The following is an 18,911-nucleotide window of genomic DNA, read 5'->3' as shown; positions in this document are numbered from 1 at the left end:
CCCCGGGGTCGGCGTATTGACCACATGACCACCCTCGAATCCTTCCTGGGCGCGCCGCCCTGGCCTCGCCAGCTCGCCACCGCGGCGCTGTTCCTGCTTCCCGCGCTGGCCCTGACGGTGCAGTCCGGCTATTCCTACGGTGCGGCGCTGCTGCTGATCGGGGCGCTGTGCTCGCTGCGCCGCTGGCCTTTCGCCGCACAGGACCGGTGGACCTGGGGCTTTGCGGTCGCCATGGGCGGCATGGGCGTTTTCTGGTGGCTCCTGGCCAATCCGCAGGAAAGCCTGGGGGGAACGTGGGACCGTCCTTCCAAGTTCGCCCTCGGCATCGCATGCCTGCTCTTCGTGAGCCCTACCGCGCCCAGGCCACGGGCGCAGTTCTGGGGGCTGCTGGCGGGCTGCCTGGGCGCGGGCGCCGTGGCGTTGTGGCAGGTGCATGTGGAGGGTGCCCCGCGTGCTTCGGGGTTCCCGAGCGGGAAGACCAATGCCATCCAGTGGGGCAACCTGGCGCTGCTGCTGGGCACCATGCTGGCCGTGCAGGCGATCACGCTGCGCGAGCACCTGGGCCGCGCCGCCCTGGCGCTGGCGGGCCTGGCGGCGCTGATGGCACTCAACGCCTCGGTGCTGTCGCTGTCGCGCGGCGGCTGGCTGGCGCTGCTGCTGGCCAGTCCCGTGGGCCTGTACCTGCTGTGGCGCTTCGACCGGCGCGCGCTGTGGCGCATGCTGGGCGGCGCGGCCGTCGTGCTGGCCGTGCTGGGCGCGGCCAACCATGCGGTGCTGGCCGAGCGCTGGAACGTCATGGAAAAAGAGATGCTAGTCTATGACGCCGAGCGTGAGGCGGGCAACTCGGTGGGCCAGCGCCTGGAGCACTGGCGCTTTGCCTGGGAGGTGGGACTGGAGAAGCCCATCTTCGGCTGGGGCATGCGCGGCTACCTGGAGGAGAAGGAAAAGCGCGTGGCCGCGGGGCAGTACGAACCGTCCATCGTGGAGTACATCTACACCCATAACGAGCCGCTGGACATGTTCGTCAAGGCGGGCATCGTCGGCGTGGCCTGGCTGCTTCTGTTCTACGCAGTGCCGCTGTGCATGTTCTGGCCCACCCGCGCGCGCGTGGCGGCCTATGCGCGCCAGGGCGCCGAGGTGCGCGCGCAGATGCTGGCGCTGCGCTTGGGCGGCGTGTGCATTCCGCTGCTGTACGCGGGCTTCGGCATGACGCAGGTTTTCTTCGCCCACAACAGCGGCATCATGTTCTACCTGTTCATGACCATGCTCACCTGGGCGGCGGTGCTCGGCATGGACGCGCAATACGCGGGTGGCGCGGGCGCATCGTCGTCCTCTTTGCCGCGCCGTGGTCCATCCTCCCGCCAGTCCCGTGCCTGAGATCGCCCGCCGGCCCCGCGTGCTGCACTTCGTGACCGGCGGGTTTTCCGGGGCCACGCAGGTGGCGGTGGACCTGGTGCGCGCCCACGCGCTGTCGGGCCGCTGCGAGGCGCTGCTGGTGCTGCGCCGCAAGCGGCATACCCGCGGCGAGCGCGTGCAGGCCCTGCGCGACGAGGGCCTGGCCGTGGAGACCGTGGCCGGCTGGGCGCATGCGGCCACCGTCTGGCAGCTGGCCGCCGTCTGCCGGCGCTGGCGGCCCGACGTGCTCGTGGCCCACGGCTTCAGCGAGCACCTGTGGGGCCGCTACGCGGGGCTGGTTGCCGGCGTGCCGCGGCTGGTGCAGGTGGAGCACAACTCCCGCGAGCGCTACACCGCCTGGCGGCTGCGCCAGGCGCTGTGGCTGGCCGGGCGCACCGAGGCCATCGTCGGCGTCTCCGAGGGCGTGCGCCAGAGCCTGCTGGCGCGCGGCTTTCCGCCCGGCAAGACCGTCGCCATTCCCAACGGCATCCCGCTCGCGCCCTACGATTGCGCGGACGGGCATGACTGGGCCGGCCGCGTGCCCGGCATCGTCATGGCCGCACGCTTCGCGCGCCAGAAGGACCACGCCACGCTGCTGCGCGCCGTGGCGCTGCTGCGCCAGCAGGGGCTCACGCCGCCCGTGAAGCTGGCCGGCGGCGGCAAGGCGGGCGCGCGGCGCGCGGCGCGCAGGCTGTGCACCGAGCTGGGGCTGGACGGGCAGGTGGAATTCCTGGGCCATTGCAAGGACATGCCTGGGTTGCTCATGGGGCACCGCATTTGCGTGCTGTCCACGCACTACGAGGGCATGCCGCTGTCGCTGATCGAGGGCATGGCCGCGGGCTGCGCCGTGGTGGGCAGCCGCGTGGTGGGTGTGCAGGAGGTCATCGAAGACGGCCGCAACGGCCTGCTGGCCGGGCACGCCGACCCCCGGTCCCTGGCCGATGCCCTGGAGCGCCTGCTGACGCGCGATGACGAAGCCCGGCGCATGGCACGGGCCGCGCGGGACGACGCGCTGCGGCTCTACGGTCTGCAGACCATGACCGCGCGGTACGAGGACCTGCTGCTGCGTGGACTGGAGCACCCCCGATGAAGGATGCGGACGCTCCCTGGCTCAGCATCCTCGTGCCCGTCTACGACGTGCAGGACTACCTGGCCGAGTGCATCGGGTCGGTGATGGAGCAGCTGGCGCAGCTGCCTGACGGCGGCGCGGGCGTGGAGGTGCTGGTGCTCGACGACGCGTCCACCGACGGCTCGCGCGCCCTCATGGACGCGCTGGCCGCGCGCTGGCCCGGCCGCCTGGCCCTGATGCACCACGCGCGCAACCAGGGGCTGAGCGCGGCGCGCAACACCATGATCGGCGCGGCCCGCGGCGAGTACCTGTGGTTCCTCGACTCCGACGACAAGCTGCTGCCCGGCGCGCTGGCGGGCCTGCAGGCCGCCGTGCGGCGCCACGCGCCCGACGCGGTGCTGTGCGACTTCGCGGTCTGGCGCGAGCGCCCGCGCCTCAAGCACCGGCTGCGCGGCGAGGCGCACCGCGCCACCTTCGCCGGGCCCGCAGGCGGGCCGTTCCACGACCGGGCGGCGCTGCTGGCCGGGCTGTTCATGACGGGCCAGCTGCACGCCTGGTCCAAGATCACGCGGCGCGCGCTGTGGGGCGCGGACCTGCGCTTTCCGCCGGGCCGCTACTTCGAAGACATGGCCACCATGCCCCTGGCCCTGCTGCGCGCGCGCAGCCATTGCTACCTGCCCGAACCCTGGGTGGCCTACCGCCAGCGCGGCAGCAGCATCCTGGCCACCATGACGCTGCCCAAGGCGCTGGATCAGTCGCAGGCGCTGGGCGCGTTTGCCCAGGCCCTGCGGGCGGCCGAGGCCGCGGGCGAGATGCCCGCCCATGCGGATCTGCATTTCGCGCTGGCCCACCAATGCGCGCGCAGCCTCACGGGCGCGGCGCGCTTCCTGGAGCGGGCAGCGCTGCCCGTGGCCGAGCGCGAGGCCGCGGCGTGGCGGCTGCGCGACGACTTCGCTGCGGCATCGCCCCTGGCCGCGGAGGCGCTGCTGCGCGCCTATGCGCGGCGCGGCTGGTGGCTGCGCGCCCACCGGCTGCGGCGCGCCTGGAGCACCGTGTCCGCATGACGTCCGCCACGCCGTCCCTCCGCTGGAAGCACCGGGGCGAGCTGTGGCTGGCCCGCTGGCTGCGGCGCTGGTTCCGCCTGCGCCCGTTGTGGCTGGAGGGCGCACCCGCGCCCGAATTCACGCTGTATTCGACGGGCGCGGCCCGGGCACCCGCAGCGGCCATTCCCCGCATCATCTGGAGCTACTGGCAGGGCGGCACGCCGCCGCTGCTGGTGCGGCGCTGCTTCGACAACTGGCGGCGCCTGCACCCGCACTTCGAAATCCGCATCCTCGACGAGCGCGGCGCGCTGCAGTACCTGCCCGCCATTCCCCGCGCGCTGGACGGCGCATCGGCGGCCAAGCGGGCCGACTGGATACGCCTGGAGCTGCTGCGGCGCCACGGCGGCATCTGGCTCGATGCCAGCACCATCCTCACCCGTCCGCTGGACTGGGTGCTGGCCGAGCAAGCGCGCACCGGCGCCGATTTCGTGGGCTACTACCTGCAGCAGTACACCAGCGCCCCGGACCGCCCGGTGGTGGAGAACTGGTTCATGGCCGCGCCGCCGGCCAGCCCCTTCATCGAGGACCTGCAGCGCGAGTTCACCGGCGAGGTCATCGTCCGCAGCGGCGAGGAATACATCGCCCACCTGCGTGCCCAGGGCCTGTACGAACGGGCGCTGCAGCGCATCGACATGCCGGCCTACCTGAGCATGCACCTGGCGCTGCAGGTCGTGCTGCTGCGCGGCGGCGCCTACCGGCTGTGCCTGGCCCGGGCCGAGGCGGGGCCGTACCTCTACCACGTGCTGGGCCGCTGGCGCCGCACCGGGCTCAAGCTGCGGCTGCTGTTCGCGCGCGTGTGCGGGCCGCTGCCGCCCCTGATCAAGCTGCGCTCGCCCGACCGCCGCCGCCTCGACGACTACCTGGCGCGCGGCCTGTACCTGCCCGAGAGCGTGGCGGGGCGGTGGCTCATGGGTGACGAGGTGGCTCGCTGATTGCTATTTATTGAATAGCTCCTGGCGCTTTGTGGATAAGCGCTGGAGGCCAAAAACACGCAAAACATTCAAGCCTGCAGCCGCTGCAGCGCGGCCCGCCATTCCTGCGCCAGCAGCGCCACCAGCTCGCCCGCCGGCAGCGCGCGCGCCGCGCCCACGCCCTGGCCGGCCCACAGCGCGATGTGTCCGGCGTCCCCGGCTTGCGCGGCGGCGCGGCGGATGGGGCCCATGAGGGCGTTCTGCACGGGGTAGGCGGGGATGTCCGCCTCTTGCGGCTGCAGCGACCGCATCGCCTGGTTGAGGATGCCGCGCGCCGGGCGGCCCGAGAAGATGCGCGTCAGGCGCGTGTCCGTGGCCTGGGCGGCGGCCATTGCGGCGCGCTGCGCGGGGACTATTGATGACTCGGGGCAGGCGAGGAAGGCCGTGCCCATCTGCACCGCCTGCGCGCCCAGCGCCTGCGCGGCGGCGATGCCGCGCCCGTCCATGATGCCGCCGGCGGCGATCACGGGAATCTTCAGCGTGTCCACGCAGGTCGGCACCAGGGGCAGGGTGCCGATCAGGCTGCCTTCCCAGTCGCCCTGGAAGGTGCCGCGGTGGCCGCCGGCCTCCATGCCGCTGGCGACCACCGCATCCGCGCCCACTTCCTGCCAGGCCAGGGCCTCGGCCGGGGTGGTGGCCGTGCCGATGACGAAGCTGCCGGCTTCGCTCTGGATGCGGCGCACCTGGGCCGCGCTCAGGATGCCGAAGGTGAAGCTGGCCACGGCGGGCCGGGCTGCGATGAGCGCATCGAACTGCGCGGCGAAGTCTTCGCACCAGCGCGCCGGCGCCTCGGGCGGGAGGCCGAACCTGGCGTACAGCGGCGCCAGCCTGTCCATGGCGGCGGCCACTTCGGCAGCGTCGGGCCGGGGTGTTTCCAGCACGAACAGGTTCATCCCGAAGGGCTTGCCGGTGGCGGCGCGCACGGCGGCCGCCGCCTGGGCCATGGCCTCGGGCGAGCGCATGCCGCAGCCCAGCATGCCCAGGCCGCCGGCCTGCGACACGGCGGCCGCCAGCTGCGGCGTGTCGGAGCCCGTCATGGGGCCCTGGATGATGGGCAGGGAGATGTCCAGGCGTTGCAGCAGTGTGGTGGTCATGGTGTGTCTCGGTCGGAAAAAAGGGCGCCGCGCAGCGCGGCGAGGGCCGGCGTGGCGTAGCCGGGGCGGTGCAGGAGCATGGTGTCGCAGCTGCCCAGCGGCACCCAGTGCAGCGGGGGCGGCGTGCGCAGCAGCTGGAGCACCGATTGCGGCACCACGCCCGCGCAGCGGCCGGCGGCCACGCAGGCCAGGATGGCGGGGTAGGACGCGAGCTCCAGCACCTCGGCCGGGGCGCCGCCCTGGCGCATCCAGTCCTCGCCGATGCGGCGGTAGGTGCAGCCCTGGGCGAAGGCGGCGAGCAGGCGCACGCGCAGGTCGGCCGGCGTGGCGACGGGCGGGTGGCTGGCGGGCAGGGCGAGCAGCAGCGATTCGGTGAACACGGGCGTGCGCTCGATGGGCGCGTCCGCCTCCAGCCCGGGCGGCGGCCACGCGACCAGCGCGCAGTCGATCTGGTGGGCCAGCACCTGGTCCGCCAGCTGGCGCGAGGGCGCGGTGCGCAGCTCCAGCGACAGCGCGGGCCACTGCGCGTGCAGCCGCGCCAGCGGGCCGGGCAGGCGCGCGGCGGCCGTGCTCTCCATCGCGCCTATGCGCAGGCGGCCCGTGGGCTCGCCCGGGTGCAGGGCCTGGCGCGCCTCCTCGGCCAGGGCCAGCAGGCGGTCGGCATAGGCCAGCAGTGTCTCGCCCTCGGGCGTGAGGCGCATGCGCCTGCCCTCGCGCAGGAAAAGCGGCACGCCGAGGTCCTCCTCCAGCTGCTGCACGCGCGTGGTGGCGTTCGACTGGGCGCGGCCCAGCCGCTCGGCCGCGCGCGTCACGCTGCCTTCCGCCGCGACGGTGCGAAAGATGTCGAGCGCCACCAGGTCCATTTTCAATCCGTTTATGAGATGATTAAAAGAAAATTCATCTTAAAACAGGATTCGTATGCGCGCTACCCCCTCCTGGTCCGAGCAGCCCCGCGCCGTGACCTGGGCCGGCATGCTGGCGCTGGCCGTCGCCATGGGCGTGGGGCGCTTCGCCTTCACGCCGCTGCTGCCCATGATGCTGCACGACGGCGTGCTCACCCTGGCCGAGGGCAGCTGGCTGGCCACGGCCAACTACGTCGGCTACCTGGCGGGCGCGCTGGCCTGCATGGCGCTGCCCTGGGTGGCGCCCGCCGTGTACGAGCGCTGGCACCCGGCGCGGCTGGCGCGCGCGGGGCTGGTGGCCACGGTACTGCTGACGGTGGCCATGGCGCTGCCGCTGCCCGGCGCCTGGCCGCTGCTGCGCTTCGCTGCCGGCGTGGCCAGCGCCTTCGTGCTGCTCAACGTGGCGGCCTGGTGCATGGTGCGCCTCACGGCGCTGGGCCGCCCGTCCATGGGCGGGCTGGTCTTCTGCGGGCCGGGCGTGGGTATCGCGCTCACGGGCCTGGCGGCCAGCGCCATGGTGGCCGCGCAGTGGCGCGCGTCGACGGGCTGGGTGGTGTGCGGGCTGCTGTCGGTGCTGCTGTGCGCGGTGGTCTGGCCCGTGGTGCGGGGCCGCGCGGCCCAGGCCCGGGCGGGCGCGCCGCACCCGCACGCGCCGGCGCGCGCGCCGGGCGGGGGCACGGTGCTGGCGCGCGGCGTGCACGCGCTGGCCTACGGGCTGGCGGGGCTGGGCTATATCGTCACCGCCACCTTCCTGCCGGTGATCGCGCGGGCCGCGCTGCCGGCCGGCTCGCTCTGGCCCGACCTGTTCTGGCCCATGTTCGGCGTGGGCGTCACCGTGGGGGCCGCCCTGAGCACGCGCGCGAACGCGGCGTGGGACCGGCGCTGGCTGCTGTGCGCGACCTATGGCATGCAGGCCCTGGGCATCGCGCTGGGCCTGTGGTGGCCCACGCCGGCGGGGTTCGCGCTCAGCAGCTGCCTGGTGGGCCTGCCGTTCACCGCCATCACCTTCTATGGCCTGCAGGAGGCGCGGCGCCTGTGGCCGCAGTCTGCCGACAGCTTTGCCAGCCTGATCACGGCGGTCTACGGCCTGGGGCAGATCATGGGTCCGCCCATGGTGGCCTGGCTGCTCGCGCGCGGCGGCCAGGCGCAGGGCTTTGCCCAGGGGCTGGCGCTGGCCGCGGGGGCGCTGGTGGTGGGGGCGGCCATGTATGCCGCATCGGCCTGGCGCTGGCCCTTGGTGCGCTGAGGCTCAGGGCTGCCTGCCGACCAGCCGGGAGGTCCAGTCCTCTGCGCTGGCGTTCTCCAGCCGGCAGCTGAACAGCTTGTGCCACGAGGGCGGCAGCGGCAGGGCCAGGATCTGGCGCAGCGTCGCGGGCGTGCAGTCGCGCTCGGCAATGGCGCGCAGCAGGCGCGTGATGGGCCACTCGGGGTAGGGCCTCGCCAGCAGCCACACCTGGTCGCCCGCCTGCACCTGGCCGCCCTGCAGCACGCGCAGGTACCAGCCGGTGCGCAGGCTGCTTTGCACGCGCAGCGCCATGTCGGGCACGCCGAAGCGGTCGTTCAGCTTCCAGCAGGGCTGGCGGCCCTGGCTGACCTCGAAGCGCGCGCTGCCGATCTGCCACTGGTCCGCGATGCAGACCTGGGATTCCTGCAGGTCGTCCAGGCTGAAGTTCTCGCCGAACGCGCCGGGCTGCTCCAGCAGGGCTTGCGCCGCGGCGTTGCCCGCAAGCTCTTGCCGCCAGGGCGCGTACTGGGCCCAGGCGTAGCAGTGCACGGCCTTGTCGGGGCCGCCGTGCACGCGCGGGTCGCCCTGCTCGTCGCCATCCAGGCCCAGCGGGCCAGCGCCGACCGGGCCGCCGCGCGCCTGCTTGGCGATGGCGCTGCGGCTGCCGGGGCGGGTGTAGGGCAGGGCGCGGCCGGTGAGCACGGCGCGCAGCCGGCCCAGGGGCTGTGGGGGCGTGGCGTTCATGGCGGGGGCATGTCGGGGCGCGGGCAGCCGTTGTCGTCGCAGCCGGCGGCGGCCTGGGCCGGCGTGGCGGCGGCAGGCACGGGCTCGGCCAGCAGCTGGCCCAGCAGCGTGCCCAGGCGCAGGTCGTCCAGGTGCCCGAAGTGGTGCAGGCGCACGCGGCCCTGCGGGTCCAGCACCACCAGGCTGGGCGTGCCCTGCAGCGCCAGGCTGTGCATGGTGCGTGGAATGGTGCGCTGCGGGTCGGGCTGGTCCAGGCCGATGGGAAAGCGCAGGCGGTATTCGTGCATGAAGGCCTGCAGCGCCGCCGCGCCGCCCTGCACGCCGTGGTGCTCGAACACCGTGTGCAGGCCGATCACGGCGAGCCGGTCCTGCGGGAACGTTTCGTGCACGCGCCGCGCCTGCGGTATGCCGTGCTCCACGCAGCCCGGGCACAGCATCTGGAACGCGTGCAGCACGACGACGCGCCCGCGCAGCGCCTCCAGCGTGAGCGGCTGCGGCGTGTTGAACCATTGCGCCACCTGCAGCGGCGGCGCGGGCGGGAAATAGGGCGTGGCGGTGGACATGGGCGGGCCTTCCAGGAGGAAGGACCATCCTAGCCCGCCGGGAAAGCCCACGGAGAGCCTGCCGGCTCCGCCGGACCGCTCACTACTGGCCCGGGTGGCGCTTTCTCAGGAGGTATTTCTGAAAGCCATCCATCACCACCTCGCCCTTCTGGTTCTTCACTTCGGTGCCGAGGGTGAGCACGCCCGTGGTGTTGCCGGGCTTGAGCTCCGACACGGTGAGCGTGCAGTACAGGGTATCGCCCACGAACACCGGGTTCAGGAAGCGGCTGCCTTGCTCCAGGAAGCCCTTGAGCGACTCCTCCACCATGTGCGGGAACAGCCCCGCCCCCGCGGCGGTCTGGATCACCACCTGGTAGCCATGGGCCAGCATGTGGGGCATGCCATGGGCGCGGCAGTATTCCACGTCGTAGTGCACGGGGTGGTTGTCGCCGCTGGCCAGCTGGAAGGCGGCGAACAGCGCGTCCGTCATGGTGCGCGAGGGCAGCAGGAATTGCTCGCCCAGCTCGAAATCCTCGAAATAGCGCTGCGGGCACATCTGGTGCTTGATCATGGCTCGTCCCATCCAGGTCAGTTCGCCGTCATTTTCGCGGCCCTGGCCACCTGGCCCCACTTGGCCAGCTCGCCGTCGAGGAAGGCGGCCAGCGCCTGCGGCTGGGGGTTCTTCTCCAGTACCAGGCCCATGTCGTAGGCCTGCTTTTGCAGGCCGGGGTCCTGCAGCGCTTCCTTCAGGCTGGCGTTGAGCTTTGCAACCACCGGCGCCGGGGTCTGTGCCGGGGCGAACACCGCGTTCCAGGTGTAGGCCTCGTACCTGGGCACCGCCTCTGCCACGGCCGGCGTGTCGGGCGTCTGGGGCAGGCGCTGCCCCATCGTCGTGGCGATCAGGCGCACCGTGCCCGCCTTCACCTGGGCCAGGCCGGTGGGGGCGCTGTCCATCATGAAGGCCAGGTGCCCGCCGATCACGTCCTGCATGGCAGGCGCGCTGCCGCGGTAGGGTACGTGCTCGGTCTTGGAGCCGGTCATGTAGTTCAGCAGTTCGGCGCCCAGGTGGGGCGCGCTGCCGACGCCTGCCGATCCGTAGTTCACCTTGCCCGGGTGTTCCTTGATGTAGCCGATGAAGTCCTGGAGGTTCTGCGCCGGGAAATTCTTGTTCACCACGATCACCAGCGGCGCCTTTGCCGCCATGCCCACGGGGGCAAAGTCCTCCACGGTCCTGTACGGCATCTTGTCGTGGATGCTGGGGTTCACGGCGTGCGCCACCGTGGTCAGCAGGATGGTGTAGCCGTCGGGCTGGGCCTTGGCCACGACGTCGGTGCCCACCAGCGTGCCGGCGCCCGTGCGGTTCTCCACGACCAGCGCCTGCCCCAGCTTCCTGCCCCATGCGTCCGCCAGGGCGCGGGCGAAGGTGTCGGTCGGGCCTCCGGCCGCGTAGGGCACAATCAATTTCACGGGGCGTGCGGGGTAGCTCTGCGCATGCGCTGCGGCCGACGCCAGGGCCAATGCGCCAACGATGGCGGTGCAGATCGATCGACGTGTCACCATGGGGTCATGTCTCCTGTCTTGTTCGAGAAAACCAAAAAGAGGGGTGTCCGAAAACTATAGGAAGCAGGCCGCCGCGCTTCCAGTCGAATGTTTCTTGGCGCTTTTAGAAACCTTCTAAACACAAGCATCCACGCGCCCTGGGGAATGATTTCCATGCGATACGAGCTGACCGACCTCAAGGTGTTCCTTGCCATTGCCGCCGCGAGAAGCCTCAGCGGCGGCGCGGCCGACATGCACCTCACCGCCCCTTCCGCGAGCTACCGGCTCAAGAATCTGGAGCAGGCCCTGGGCACCACCCTGTTCGAGCGCACGTCCAAGGGCATGCAGCTCACGCCGGCGGGCCTGACCGTCAGGCGCTATGCGGAGGCGATCCTCGGCAACGTCGAGCGCCTGGGGGCCGAGATGCAGCGCCACACCGATGGCGTCGTCGGCCATATCCGCGTGTTCGCCAACAGCAGCACCTTGAATGGCCTGGCGCCGGCGCTCAGCCGCTTTCTGGCGGCCTATCCCAACGTCAACGTGGAGCTGGAGGAGCATCTGAGCGCCACCGTCGTCAAGGCGGTGCAGGACGACGCAGCCGACATCGGCCTGGCCGCGGGCGACATCGACTTCGGCGGCCTCACGGCCCTTCCCTATGCGCGCGACGAGCTCGTCTTCGTCACGCCGCCCGGCCACCCGCTGGCCGAATACCCCATCGTCCCGCTGGACATGGCGCTCGCCCACGACCTGGTGGGCATAGGCAAGAAGTCCAGCAACTTCGTCTTCCTCGAAGCCATGGCGCACAAGCTCGGCGTCGCCCCGCGCGTGCGCGTCCATGCGCCCTCGTTCGCCGACGTGCTCGCCTGCGTCAAGGAGGGCGTGGGCATCTCGCTCGTGCCCCATTCCATCGCCGCCGCGTTCATCCAGAGCGGCCAGGTGCAGAAGGTGCGCGTGGACGAGCCCTGGGCGCAGCGGCAGCAATGCATCGTGCTCAAGTCGCCGCACAGCCTGCTGCCGCACGAGCAGGCCTTCGTCCGCTACGTCGTCGAGACCAACGCCGGCGCCCTGGCCGATGCGGCCGCGCCGGCGATTCGAGGATCTTGAACGCCGCTTCCAAAATCTCGACTGGCTGCGCCGCGGGCGCGTTCCTAGAATTTTTGCAGGCCCATGCATCCCGGCGATGCATGGACATTTTTTTGGCCACCGGCACCCACACGCCTGCAAGATCCATGACCACATCCGCCGCCTCCACCCCCCCCGTCCGCCCGCTGCAGGGCATCACTGTGCTGGCGCTGGAACATGCCGTGGCCGCGCCCTTTGCCAGCCGCCAGCTGGCCGACCTGGGCGCCCGCGTCATCAAGATTGAGCGCCCCGGCGCCGGCGACTTCGCCCGCGGCTACGACAGCACGGTGATGGGGCAGTCCTCCTTCTTCGTCTGGTGCAACCGCGGCAAGGAGAGCCTGGCGCTGGACCTGAAGCAGCCCGGGAGCATGCCGGTGCTGCACAGGCTGCTGGAGCGCTGCGACGTGTTCATCCAGAACCTCGCCCCCGGCGCCGCCGCCCGCATGGGGCTGGACTACGACAGCCTGCGCGGGAAGTACCCGCGCCTCATCGTCTGCGCCGTTTCGGGCTACGGCGAAGGCGGCCCCTACAGCGACAAGAAGGCCTACGACCTGCTCGTCCAGGCGGCCTCCGGCCTCATCTCCGTCACCGGCACGCCGGACGCGCCGGCGCGCACGGGCATCTCCATCGCCGACATCTCCGCGGGCATGTATGCCTATTCCGGAATCCTGTCGGCACTGCTGCAGCGCGGCCACACAGGGCAGGGCATGCGGGTGGAGGTGAGCATGCTCGAAGCGCTCACCGAATGGATGTCCTACCCCCTGAACTTCAGCCACTACGGCGGCAGCGCGCCGGTGCGCAGCGGCCTCACCCACCCCACGATCGCGCCCTATGGGCAATACCGCGCGGGCGACGGCAAGAGCGTCATCTTCGGCCTGCAGAACGACCGCGAATGGGCGGACTTCTGCCGCGCCGTCCTCCAGCGTCCCGGCATGGCGGACGACCCGCGCTTCGCCAGCAACCTGCTGCGCGTACGCAACCGCGCCGAGCTCGACGCCATCCTGGAGGAATGCTTCGCCCCCCTCACGCGCGAACAGCTGCTGCGGCGCCTGGACGAGGGCGGCATCGCCAACGCGCCGCTGGCCGAGCCCGACGAGGTCTGGGCCCACCCGCAGTTCCAGGCGCGCCGGCGCTGGCGCGAGGTCGCGACCCCCCGGGGCGCCATCCAGGCCCTGCTGCCCCCCGCCACCCTTTCCGGCACCGAGGCCGCCATGGGCCCCGTGCCCGCGCTGGGCGAGCACACGGATGCCATCCTGAAAGAGCTCGGCTTTTAAGTCAGCGCGCGGCCGGCAGGCGCAGCACGAAGCACGCGCCGGCCGCGCCGTCGGGCCGGTCCTCGCAATGCACGCTGCCGCCGTGGCGCTGGGCGATGGAGCGCACCAGGGCCAGGCCCAGGCCCACGCCGCCCGAGCGTTCGCTGGCGCCGGGCAGGCGGTAGAAGGGCTCGAAGATGCGCTCGCGCTGCGCGGGCGGCACGCCGGGGCCGTGGTCGCACACGCGCAGCACGGCGGACGGGCCCTCGCGCGCGACCGCGAGCGTGATGGCGCCCTGGCTGTAGCGGCGCGCGTTCTCCAGCAGGTTGCGCACGGCGCGGCGCAGCAGCTTGGACACGGCGGGCACCTCGACGGGGGTGCCGTCGCCCAGCTGCAGCTCGGCATCGACGCGCACGCCTTCCTCCACGGCCAGGCCCACCAGGTCCACGGGCTCGACGGTGCCCACGTCGGCGGCGCCGGCGTCCAGCCGGCTGGCCAGCAGGATCTCGTCCACGAGCTGGTCGAGCTCGGCGATGTTGCGCTCGATCTCGGCGCGGAACGCGGGCGAGGGGGCGCCGCCCCGCATCAGCTCCAGCCCCATGCGGATGCGCGTGAGCGGCGAACGCAGCTCGTGCGAGGCGTTGGCCAGCAGCGACTTGTGCGACTGCACCAGCGTCTCGATGCGCGCCGCCGCGGCGTTGAACTGGCGCGCCAGGTCGGCCACCTCGTCGTGGCCCTGCTCGGCCACGCGCACCGACAGGTCGCCCTCGCCGAAGCGCTGCACGCTGCGCTGCAGCTGCTCCAGCCGCTGCAGCAGCCGGCGGATGATGGGGAATACGCCCACGGTGACGGCGATGCCCACCAGCGCCAGCATCCACAGGAAGCCCAGCGGCGGGCGGAACCACGCGGCGGGCCCGTGCTCGTCGGGGCGCATGCGGGGCGTGCGCGGCGACAGGCGCATCTCGTACACCGCACCGTCGTCGGCCTCGATGCGGTAGTGGATGCCCTCGCCCGGGTCGAGCCGCTGGCGTATGCCCGTGCCGTCGATCAGCGTGCGGCCCTGGGCGTCGGTGATCACGATGCCGCGCGTGGGCAGCTGGTGCTGGTTCTGCTCGGCCGCCCAGCGCCAGGCCAGGCCCACGGCGAAGGCGAACACCAGCACGCCGCCCACCACCGCGAGCCAGATGCGCAGGTACAGGCGCCGGGAGAAGGGGCTGAGCAGGGACAGGGACATGGCAGCCGGTCAGTCCTGCTGCTTGGCGAACACGTAGCCCACGCCGCGCACGGTGAGGATGCGGCGCGGGTTCTTGGGGTCGGCCTCGATGGCGGCGCGGATGCGGCCCATGTGCACGTCGATGCTGCGGTCGAAGGCTTCGAGCTCGCGTCCGCGCACGGCCTCCATGATCTGGTCGCGCGTGAGCACGCGGCCCGCGCGCTCGGCCATGGTGACCAGCAGGTCGAACTGGTAGGAGGTCAGCTCCGCCGGCTCGCCGCCCACGGTGATGGTGCGCGCGTCGCGGTCGATCTCCAGGCTGCCGAAGCGCAGCAGGTGGTTGGCCGGGGGCTGGGCGCCGGCCTCGCGCCGGCGCAGGATGGCGCGTATGCGCGCGAGCAGCTCGCGCGGCTCGAAGGGCTTGGGCAGGTAGTCGTCGGCGCCGATCTCCAGGCCGATCACGCGGTCCATGGGGTCACCCTTGGCGGTGAGCATGAGCACCGGCACCTGGGCGGCCGCGCCCGGCAGCGCGCGTATGCGGCGGCACACCTCCAGGCCGTCCATGTCGGGCAGCATCAGGTCCAGGATCACCAGGTCGGGCAGTTCGCTGCCCTGCAGCTGCGCCAGGCCGCTCGTGCCATCGGCCATGTGCGTCACCTGCAACCCGGACTGGCCGAGGTATTCGCCCACCATCTGCGCGAGGCGGTGGTCGTCTTCGATCATCAGCAGTTGCGAGTTCATGGCTGGCATCTTGGTATCGCGCTGTCTTGCTGCGTTGAAGTGTTGGTAAAGTTAGGTAAACCGCTTCCGATTATGTAGCTGAAGGCGCTTGCCCATCAAGCCCTGGGGGCGGTTTTGGCCCTTGCCGCCAGCGCCACCAGCAGCAGCACTGGCAGGCCCAGCAGGGCCGTGCCCGTGAAGAACGTGGCGTAGCCGTGCGCGTCCACGAAGCGGCCCGAGAAGCCCGCCAGCCACTTGGGGGCCAGCAGCATCATGGAGCTGAACAGTGCGTACTGCGTGGCCGAGTACTGCACGTTGGTCAGGCCCGACAGGTAGGCGATGAACGCCGCCGAGGCGATGCCGCCGGCCAGGTTGTCGGCCGATACCACCAGCACCAGCCCCGTGAGGTCGTGCCCGCGCTGGCCCAGCCACGCGAACAGCAGGTTGCTGAGCGCGCTGAGCACCGCGCCCAGCATCAGCACGCGCATCACGCCCAGGCGCATGGAGAGCACGCCGCCCACGAAGGCGCCCGCCAGCGTCATGACCACGCCGAACACCTTGGTCACGGCGGCCACCTCGTCCTTGGTGTAGCCCATGTCCACGTAGAACGGGTTGGCCATGATGCCCATCACCACGTCGCTGATGCGGTAGACGGCGATGAGCGCCAGGATCAGCGCCGCCTGCCAGCGGTAGCGGCGCAGGAAGTCGGCGAACGGCTCCACCACCGCGCCGCGCAGCCACTCGCCCAGGTTGCGCGCGGGCGCCAGCGGGCGGGGCGTGGGTTCGGGCGAGAGCAGCACCGTCGCCGTGCCCACCAGCATCGAGGCCGCCATGGCCAGGTAGGCGGCGGCCCAGGCGCCGGCCTGGTAGCCGGCAAGGCCTGCCACCTCGGCGCGCGCGGCCACCCACAGCACGCCCGCGCCGGCCCAGATCATGGCCAGGCGGTAGCCCGTCTGGTAGGTGGCGGCCAGGGCGGCCTGGCGGTCGGCGTCGGCCGACTCGATGCGGAACGCGTCCAGCGCGATGTCCTGCGTGGCCGAGCCGAAGGCCACCAGCAGCGCGCACCACACCATGGGCCCCAGCGTGGCGCGCGGGTCTACCAGCGCCATGCCCACCAGCCCGGCCATCACCATGCCCTGCGCCAGCAGCAGCCAGCTGCGCCGCCGCCCCAGGGCACGCGTGAGCAGCGGCAGCGGCAGCCGGTCCACCAGCGGCGACCAGACCCACTTGAACGCATAGGCCAGGCCCACCCACGAGAGGTAGCCGATCGTCGTGCGGTCTATGCCCGCCTCGCGCAGCCGGAACGACAGCGTGCCCAGCACCAGCAGCAGCGGCAGCCCGGCGGAAAAGCCCAGCGCCAGCATGCGCAGGCTGGCGGGCTCCAGGTAGACGAGCCAGGCCTGGCGCCAGGAGCGGCGGGCGGGGGCGGCGGGAGAGGAATCGGGCATGCGGGGATTATCCGCACCGCTACCATCGGCCCCATGCCTTCGCTCGTCCACCCCGTCGCCTCGGTGCGCCGCTACAGCGGCGAACACCAGGCGCACGCGCACGAGCACGCGCAGGTCCTCTACGCGCTCGAAGGCCGCATGGAGCTGGAGGTGGCGGGCCGCGCCGCGTTCGTGGACACGGCCTGCGGCCTCGTCGTGCCCGCGGGCGTGGAGCACGGCTTCCTCGCGCGGCCCGGCACGCGCATGTTCGTGATCGACGCGCCGCCGCAGGCGGGCGTGGACCGCGTGCGCCGCTTCGCCGTGCCGCCGGGCGCGGGCCCCGCCGACGCGGCCAGCCAGCTCGCGCTGCTGCTGCGCGCGCCGCGCGTGCTGGCGCGCCGGGGCATGGACCTGGCGCTGCTGCAGTCGCGCGTGGATGCGGCGCTGCACGAGCCCTGGCCCACGGCGCGCATGGCCGCGCTCTTCCACCTGAGCGCGCCGCGCTTTCACGCGCGGCTGGTGGAGCTCACGGGCCGCACGCCCCAGGCGTGGCTGCGCGCGCGCCGGCTCGACGCGGCCGAGCGCGCGCTGGCCCGCGGCCTGCCGCTGGAGGCCACGGCCCTGCGCGTGGGCTACGCCAGCGCCAGCGCGCTGGCCTACGCCTTGCAGCGCGAGCGCGGCACGGGTGCGCGGGCGCTGCGCGGTTTTCAAGCCAAATAGGGCTCCAACGCTTGCCAGACAAGCGCCGGCAGCTATTCAAAACGAAGCAGCGGCGCGCCGCACCTCGCGCGTTGCTCGACAGTGGCTGCGCGCGGCGCGCGCACCATGGGCGCATGAACACCGCATCCCTGCGCAGCATCGCCATGGTGCTGCTTGCCGCCATGCTCTGGGGCACCACCGGCACCGCGCAAAGCCTGGCGCCCGCCACGCTGTCGCCCTACTGGGTGGGCGCGCTGCGCCTGGGCTTTGCCAGCGCCTTCTTCGCCGTGCTGGCCTGGCCGGCCCTGCGCCGCGGCGCGTGGCGCGGCCTGCGCGGCGCCGCGCTGCCGCTGGCCGCGCTGTGCGTGGCGGCGTACAACCTGAGCTTCTTCGCGGGGGTGAAGGCCAGCGGCGTGGCGCTGGGCACGGCGCTGGCCATCGGCAGCGGGCCGGTCTGGGCCGGGCTGCTGCAGACCGTGGTGCTGCGGCGCTGGCCCGCGCCCGTGTGGTGGCTGGGCACGCTGCTGGGCGTGGCGGGCGGGGCGGCCATGGCGCTTTCCGGCAGCGCCGGCGCGCGCGCGCCGCTTTCGGGTATCGCGCTGTGCCTGCTGGCCGGGCTGTCGTATGCGGGCTATGCGCTCTTGAACAAGCGCCTGGTGGCGCAGGCCGGCCCCGCCATGGTGAATCTGGCGGTGTTCGGCGGCGCGGGCCTGCTGTCGCTGCCCGTGGCGCTGCTGCTGGGCGGCGTGCCCACGCCGTCGGCGGCCACCTGGGGCGTGGTGCTGTACCTGGGGCTGGCGGCCACGGGGCTGGCCTACCTGCTGTTCAGCGCGGCGCTGCGCCACATCAGCGGCGCCACGGGCGTCACGCTGGCGCTGGCCGAGCCGGTGACGGCGTTCGCGCTGGCCATCCTGGTGGTGGGCGAGCGGCCCTCGGCCATGGCCTTCTGGGGCCTGGGCGGCGTGCTGGCGGGGCTGCTGCTGGTGATCTGGTCGGAGCTGCGCGCGGCGCCTAAACTTGGCGCATGACGACTGAATTTCCCTCGGGGCTGTCCGGCTGCCGCTGCTGCGCGGGCGGCATCTGGAACGCGCGCCGCGCCTTCCTGCTGGCCGCCGCCGGCGCCGCCGCGCTGCCGGCCGCGGCGCAGGTGGACGTGGGCGGCGCGTCGGGCCTGCGCAAGCTGGTGCCGGCCGAGCAGCTCGAAACCTCGGCCACGCAGCAGTACGGCCAGATGCTCGCCCAGGCCAAGGCCAAGGGGGCGCTGGCGCCCGACGGCCATCCGCAGCTCGTGAAGCTGCGCGCCATCGCGCGGCGCCTCATCCCGCACGCCGCGCAGTGGAACAGCCGCGCGGCCTCCTGGCGCTGGGAGGTGAACCTGATCGGCAGCAAGCAGATCAACGCCTTCTGCATGCCCGGCGGCAAGATCGCGTTCTACACGGGCATCCTCGACCAGCTCAAGCTCACCGACGACGAGATCGCCATGGTCATGGGCCACGAGATGGCCCACGCGCTGCGCGAGCACGCGCGCTCGCGCATCGCCAAGAGCCAGGCGACGAGCATCGGCCTGTCGCTGGGCGCCCAGTTGCTGGGCCTGGGCGAGCTGGGCAACGCCGCGGCCAGCCTGGGTACGCAGCTGCTCACGCTCAAGTTCAGCCGCGGCGACGAGACCGAGGCCGACCTCGTGGGCCTGGAGCTCGCCGCGCGCGCCGGCTACGACCCCCAGGCCGCCGTGAGCCTGTGGCGCAAGATGGGCGAGGCCACGGGCAGCGAGGGCATCGGCTTCCTCTCCACCCACCCCTCGGGGCCCGACCGCATCCGCGAGCTGGAACAGAACGTGCCGCGCGTGGAGGGGCTGTACCGCGCGGCGCGGGGCGGGTGATGCTATTCGAAAAA

The 18,911-nt window shown here is 72.4% G+C and carries 19 protein-coding genes; 10 read left to right on the top strand and 9 right to left on the bottom strand.

Translation table 11 applies throughout. The features are described from left to right. Nucleotides 1-24 precede the first annotated feature (24 nt). Genes ACX12L_RS14870 through ACX12L_RS14855 form a run of 4 tightly spaced genes read left to right on the top strand, consistent with a single transcriptional unit; the run spans nt 25 to nt 4,499 of the window. Nucleotides 25-1,377: an O-antigen ligase family protein gene (locus ACX12L_RS14870; protein WP_013517215.1), complete on the top strand. Its 1,353-nt coding sequence runs from the start codon at nt 25-27 to the stop codon at nt 1,375-1,377. Then, nucleotides 1,370-2,485, top strand: a complete 1,116-nt coding sequence (locus ACX12L_RS14865; RefSeq protein ID WP_013517216.1) for a glycosyltransferase — start codon at nt 1,370-1,372, stop codon at nt 2,483-2,485. Before ACX12L_RS14870 ends, ACX12L_RS14865 begins: the two co-directional genes overlap by 8 nt. Then, nucleotides 2,482-3,528: a glycosyltransferase family 2 protein gene (locus tag ACX12L_RS14860; RefSeq protein WP_459263300.1), complete on the top strand. Its 1,047-nt coding sequence runs from the start codon at nt 2,482-2,484 to the stop codon at nt 3,526-3,528. Before ACX12L_RS14865 ends, ACX12L_RS14860 begins: the two co-directional genes overlap by 4 nt. Then, nucleotides 3,525-4,499, top strand: a complete 975-nt coding sequence (locus tag ACX12L_RS14855; protein WP_013517218.1) for a glycosyltransferase family 32 protein — start codon at nt 3,525-3,527, stop codon at nt 4,497-4,499. Before ACX12L_RS14860 ends, ACX12L_RS14855 begins: the two co-directional genes overlap by 4 nt. A gap of 68 nt (nt 4,500-4,567) precedes the next feature. Here the strand turns inward: ACX12L_RS14855 and ACX12L_RS14850 are convergent, their stop codons facing one another. Both ACX12L_RS14850 and ACX12L_RS14845 read right to left on the bottom strand, forming a co-directional pair. Further along, nucleotides 4,568-5,632 carry an NAD(P)H-dependent flavin oxidoreductase gene (locus tag ACX12L_RS14850; protein WP_459263299.1) on the bottom strand — a complete coding sequence of 355 codons (1,065 nt, stop codon included), beginning with the start codon at nt 5,630-5,632 and terminating at the stop codon, nt 4,568-4,570. Beyond that, a complete protein-coding gene (locus ACX12L_RS14845; protein ID WP_459263298.1) occupies nt 5,629-6,495 on the bottom strand; it encodes a LysR substrate-binding domain-containing protein in 867 nt (288 codons plus the stop codon). Before ACX12L_RS14845 ends, ACX12L_RS14850 begins: the two co-directional genes overlap by 4 nt. A 55-nt stretch (nt 6,496-6,550) precedes the next feature. Here ACX12L_RS14845 and ACX12L_RS14840 point away from each other — a divergent pair, with 55 nt between their 5' ends. Further along, nucleotides 6,551-7,780, top strand: coding sequence for a YbfB/YjiJ family MFS transporter (locus tag ACX12L_RS14840; protein ID WP_013517221.1), 1,230 nt, complete (start codon nt 6,551-6,553; stop codon nt 7,778-7,780). A 3-nt stretch (nt 7,781-7,783) separates the two neighbouring features. Here ACX12L_RS14840 and ACX12L_RS14835 read toward each other — a convergent pair whose 3' ends face one another. The 4 genes from ACX12L_RS14835 to ACX12L_RS14820 form a co-directional block, all read right to left on the bottom strand. After that, nucleotides 7,784-8,503 carry an MOSC domain-containing protein gene (locus tag ACX12L_RS14835; RefSeq protein ID WP_013517222.1) on the bottom strand — a complete coding sequence of 240 codons (720 nt, stop codon included), beginning with the start codon at nt 8,501-8,503 and terminating at the stop codon, nt 7,784-7,786. After that, entirely contained in the window at nt 8,500-9,066 is a 567-nt protein-coding gene (locus tag ACX12L_RS14830) for a redoxin domain-containing protein (protein ID WP_459263297.1), read from the bottom strand. The genes ACX12L_RS14835 and ACX12L_RS14830 overlap by 4 nt, the downstream gene beginning before the upstream one ends. Nucleotides 9,067-9,148: 82 nt before the next feature. Next, the gene (locus tag ACX12L_RS14825; RefSeq protein WP_459263296.1) at nt 9,149-9,616 is read right to left on the bottom strand and encodes a MaoC family dehydratase; all 468 of its coding nucleotides are present in this window, start codon (nt 9,614-9,616) and stop codon (nt 9,149-9,151) included. 17 nt (nt 9,617-9,633) lie between these two features. After that, a complete protein-coding gene (locus ACX12L_RS14820) occupies nt 9,634-10,605 on the bottom strand; it encodes a tripartite tricarboxylate transporter substrate binding protein (RefSeq protein WP_459263295.1) in 972 nt (323 codons plus the stop codon). 153 nt (nt 10,606-10,758) lie between these two features. Between ACX12L_RS14820 and ACX12L_RS14815 the strand changes: the two genes are divergently transcribed. Both ACX12L_RS14815 and ACX12L_RS14810 read left to right on the top strand, forming a co-directional pair. Then, nucleotides 10,759-11,688 carry a LysR substrate-binding domain-containing protein gene (locus ACX12L_RS14815; protein WP_459263354.1) on the top strand — a complete coding sequence of 310 codons (930 nt, stop codon included), beginning with the start codon at nt 10,759-10,761 and terminating at the stop codon, nt 11,686-11,688. 125 nt (nt 11,689-11,813) lie between these two features. Next, nucleotides 11,814-12,980 (top strand): CaiB/BaiF CoA transferase family protein, encoded by a 1,167-nt coding sequence (locus ACX12L_RS14810; protein ID WP_459263294.1) that lies wholly within the window; start codon nt 11,814-11,816, stop codon nt 12,978-12,980. Between the two features lies 1 nt (nt 12,981). Here the strand turns inward: ACX12L_RS14810 and ACX12L_RS14805 are convergent, their stop codons facing one another. The 3 genes from ACX12L_RS14805 to ACX12L_RS14795 form a co-directional block, all read right to left on the bottom strand. Further along, the gene (locus tag ACX12L_RS14805) at nt 12,982-14,193 is read right to left on the bottom strand and encodes a HAMP domain-containing sensor histidine kinase (protein WP_459263293.1); all 1,212 of its coding nucleotides are present in this window, start codon (nt 14,191-14,193) and stop codon (nt 12,982-12,984) included. A gap of 9 nt (nt 14,194-14,202) precedes the next feature. Continuing rightward, nucleotides 14,203-14,913 (bottom strand): response regulator transcription factor, encoded by a 711-nt coding sequence (locus ACX12L_RS14800; RefSeq protein WP_013517230.1) that lies wholly within the window; start codon nt 14,911-14,913, stop codon nt 14,203-14,205. Between the two features lie 95 nt (nt 14,914-15,008). After that, entirely contained in the window at nt 15,009-16,340 is a 1,332-nt protein-coding gene (locus ACX12L_RS14795; RefSeq protein WP_459263292.1) for an AmpG family muropeptide MFS transporter, read from the bottom strand. A gap of 33 nt (nt 16,341-16,373) precedes the next feature. Here ACX12L_RS14795 and ACX12L_RS14790 point away from each other — a divergent pair, with 33 nt between their 5' ends. From ACX12L_RS14790 to ACX12L_RS14780, 3 genes are all read left to right on the top strand, one after another. After that, complete coding sequence (locus tag ACX12L_RS14790; protein WP_459263291.1) at nt 16,374-17,039, top strand: AraC family transcriptional regulator; 666 nt, start codon at nt 16,374-16,376, stop codon at nt 17,037-17,039. A 113-nt stretch (nt 17,040-17,152) separates the two neighbouring features. Next, nucleotides 17,153-18,046, top strand: coding sequence for a DMT family transporter (locus ACX12L_RS14785; protein WP_459263290.1), 894 nt, complete (start codon nt 17,153-17,155; stop codon nt 18,044-18,046). After that, a complete protein-coding gene (locus ACX12L_RS14780) occupies nt 18,043-18,897 on the top strand; it encodes a M48 family metallopeptidase (RefSeq protein WP_459263289.1) in 855 nt (284 codons plus the stop codon). Before ACX12L_RS14785 ends, ACX12L_RS14780 begins: the two co-directional genes overlap by 4 nt. The last annotated feature ends 14 nt before the right edge of the window (nt 18,898-18,911 follow it).

It is taken from the genome of Alicycliphilus sp. T452 (assembly GCF_054512775.1).
The sequence above is the reverse complement of the archived record's forward strand: the minus strand, read 5'-3'. Positions and strand labels throughout refer to the sequence as shown.

What these genes read in the sequence shown, in the direction of transcription:
- ACX12L_RS14800 (WP_013517230.1), bottom strand. Translation starts at nt 14,913, where the DNA reads ATGAACTCGCAACTGCTGATGATCGAAGACGACCACCGCCTCGCGCAG.
- ACX12L_RS14790 (WP_459263291.1), top strand. Translation starts at nt 16,374, where the DNA reads ATGCCTTCGCTCGTCCACCCCGTCGCCTCGGTGCGCCGCTACAGCGGC.
- ACX12L_RS14830 (WP_459263297.1), bottom strand. Translation starts at nt 9,066, where the DNA reads ATGTCCACCGCCACGCCCTATTTCCCGCCCGCGCCGCCGCTGCAGGTG.
- ACX12L_RS14845 (WP_459263298.1), bottom strand. Translation starts at nt 6,495, where the DNA reads ATGGACCTGGTGGCGCTCGACATCTTTCGCACCGTCGCGGCGGAAGGC.
- ACX12L_RS14780 (WP_459263289.1), top strand. Translation starts at nt 18,043, where the DNA reads ATGACGACTGAATTTCCCTCGGGGCTGTCCGGCTGCCGCTGCTGCGCG.
- ACX12L_RS14820 (WP_459263295.1), bottom strand. Translation starts at nt 10,605, where the DNA reads ATGGTGACACGTCGATCGATCTGCACCGCCATCGTTGGCGCATTGGCC.
- ACX12L_RS14860 (WP_459263300.1), top strand. Translation starts at nt 2,482, where the DNA reads ATGAAGGATGCGGACGCTCCCTGGCTCAGCATCCTCGTGCCCGTCTAC.
- ACX12L_RS14825 (WP_459263296.1), bottom strand. Translation starts at nt 9,616, where the DNA reads ATGATCAAGCACCAGATGTGCCCGCAGCGCTATTTCGAGGATTTCGAG.
- ACX12L_RS14785 (WP_459263290.1), top strand. Translation starts at nt 17,153, where the DNA reads ATGAACACCGCATCCCTGCGCAGCATCGCCATGGTGCTGCTTGCCGCC.
- ACX12L_RS14815 (WP_459263354.1), top strand. Translation starts at nt 10,759, where the DNA reads ATGCGATACGAGCTGACCGACCTCAAGGTGTTCCTTGCCATTGCCGCC.
- ACX12L_RS14840 (WP_013517221.1), top strand. Translation starts at nt 6,551, where the DNA reads ATGCGCGCTACCCCCTCCTGGTCCGAGCAGCCCCGCGCCGTGACCTGG.
- ACX12L_RS14870 (WP_013517215.1), top strand. Translation starts at nt 25, where the DNA reads ATGACCACCCTCGAATCCTTCCTGGGCGCGCCGCCCTGGCCTCGCCAG.
- ACX12L_RS14810 (WP_459263294.1), top strand. Translation starts at nt 11,814, where the DNA reads ATGACCACATCCGCCGCCTCCACCCCCCCCGTCCGCCCGCTGCAGGGC.
- ACX12L_RS14835 (WP_013517222.1), bottom strand. Translation starts at nt 8,503, where the DNA reads ATGAACGCCACGCCCCCACAGCCCCTGGGCCGGCTGCGCGCCGTGCTC.
- ACX12L_RS14850 (WP_459263299.1), bottom strand. Translation starts at nt 5,632, where the DNA reads ATGACCACCACACTGCTGCAACGCCTGGACATCTCCCTGCCCATCATC.
- ACX12L_RS14805 (WP_459263293.1), bottom strand. Translation starts at nt 14,193, where the DNA reads ATGTCCCTGTCCCTGCTCAGCCCCTTCTCCCGGCGCCTGTACCTGCGC.
- ACX12L_RS14855 (WP_013517218.1), top strand. Translation starts at nt 3,525, where the DNA reads ATGACGTCCGCCACGCCGTCCCTCCGCTGGAAGCACCGGGGCGAGCTG.
- ACX12L_RS14795 (WP_459263292.1), bottom strand. Translation starts at nt 16,340, where the DNA reads ATGCCCGATTCCTCTCCCGCCGCCCCCGCCCGCCGCTCCTGGCGCCAG.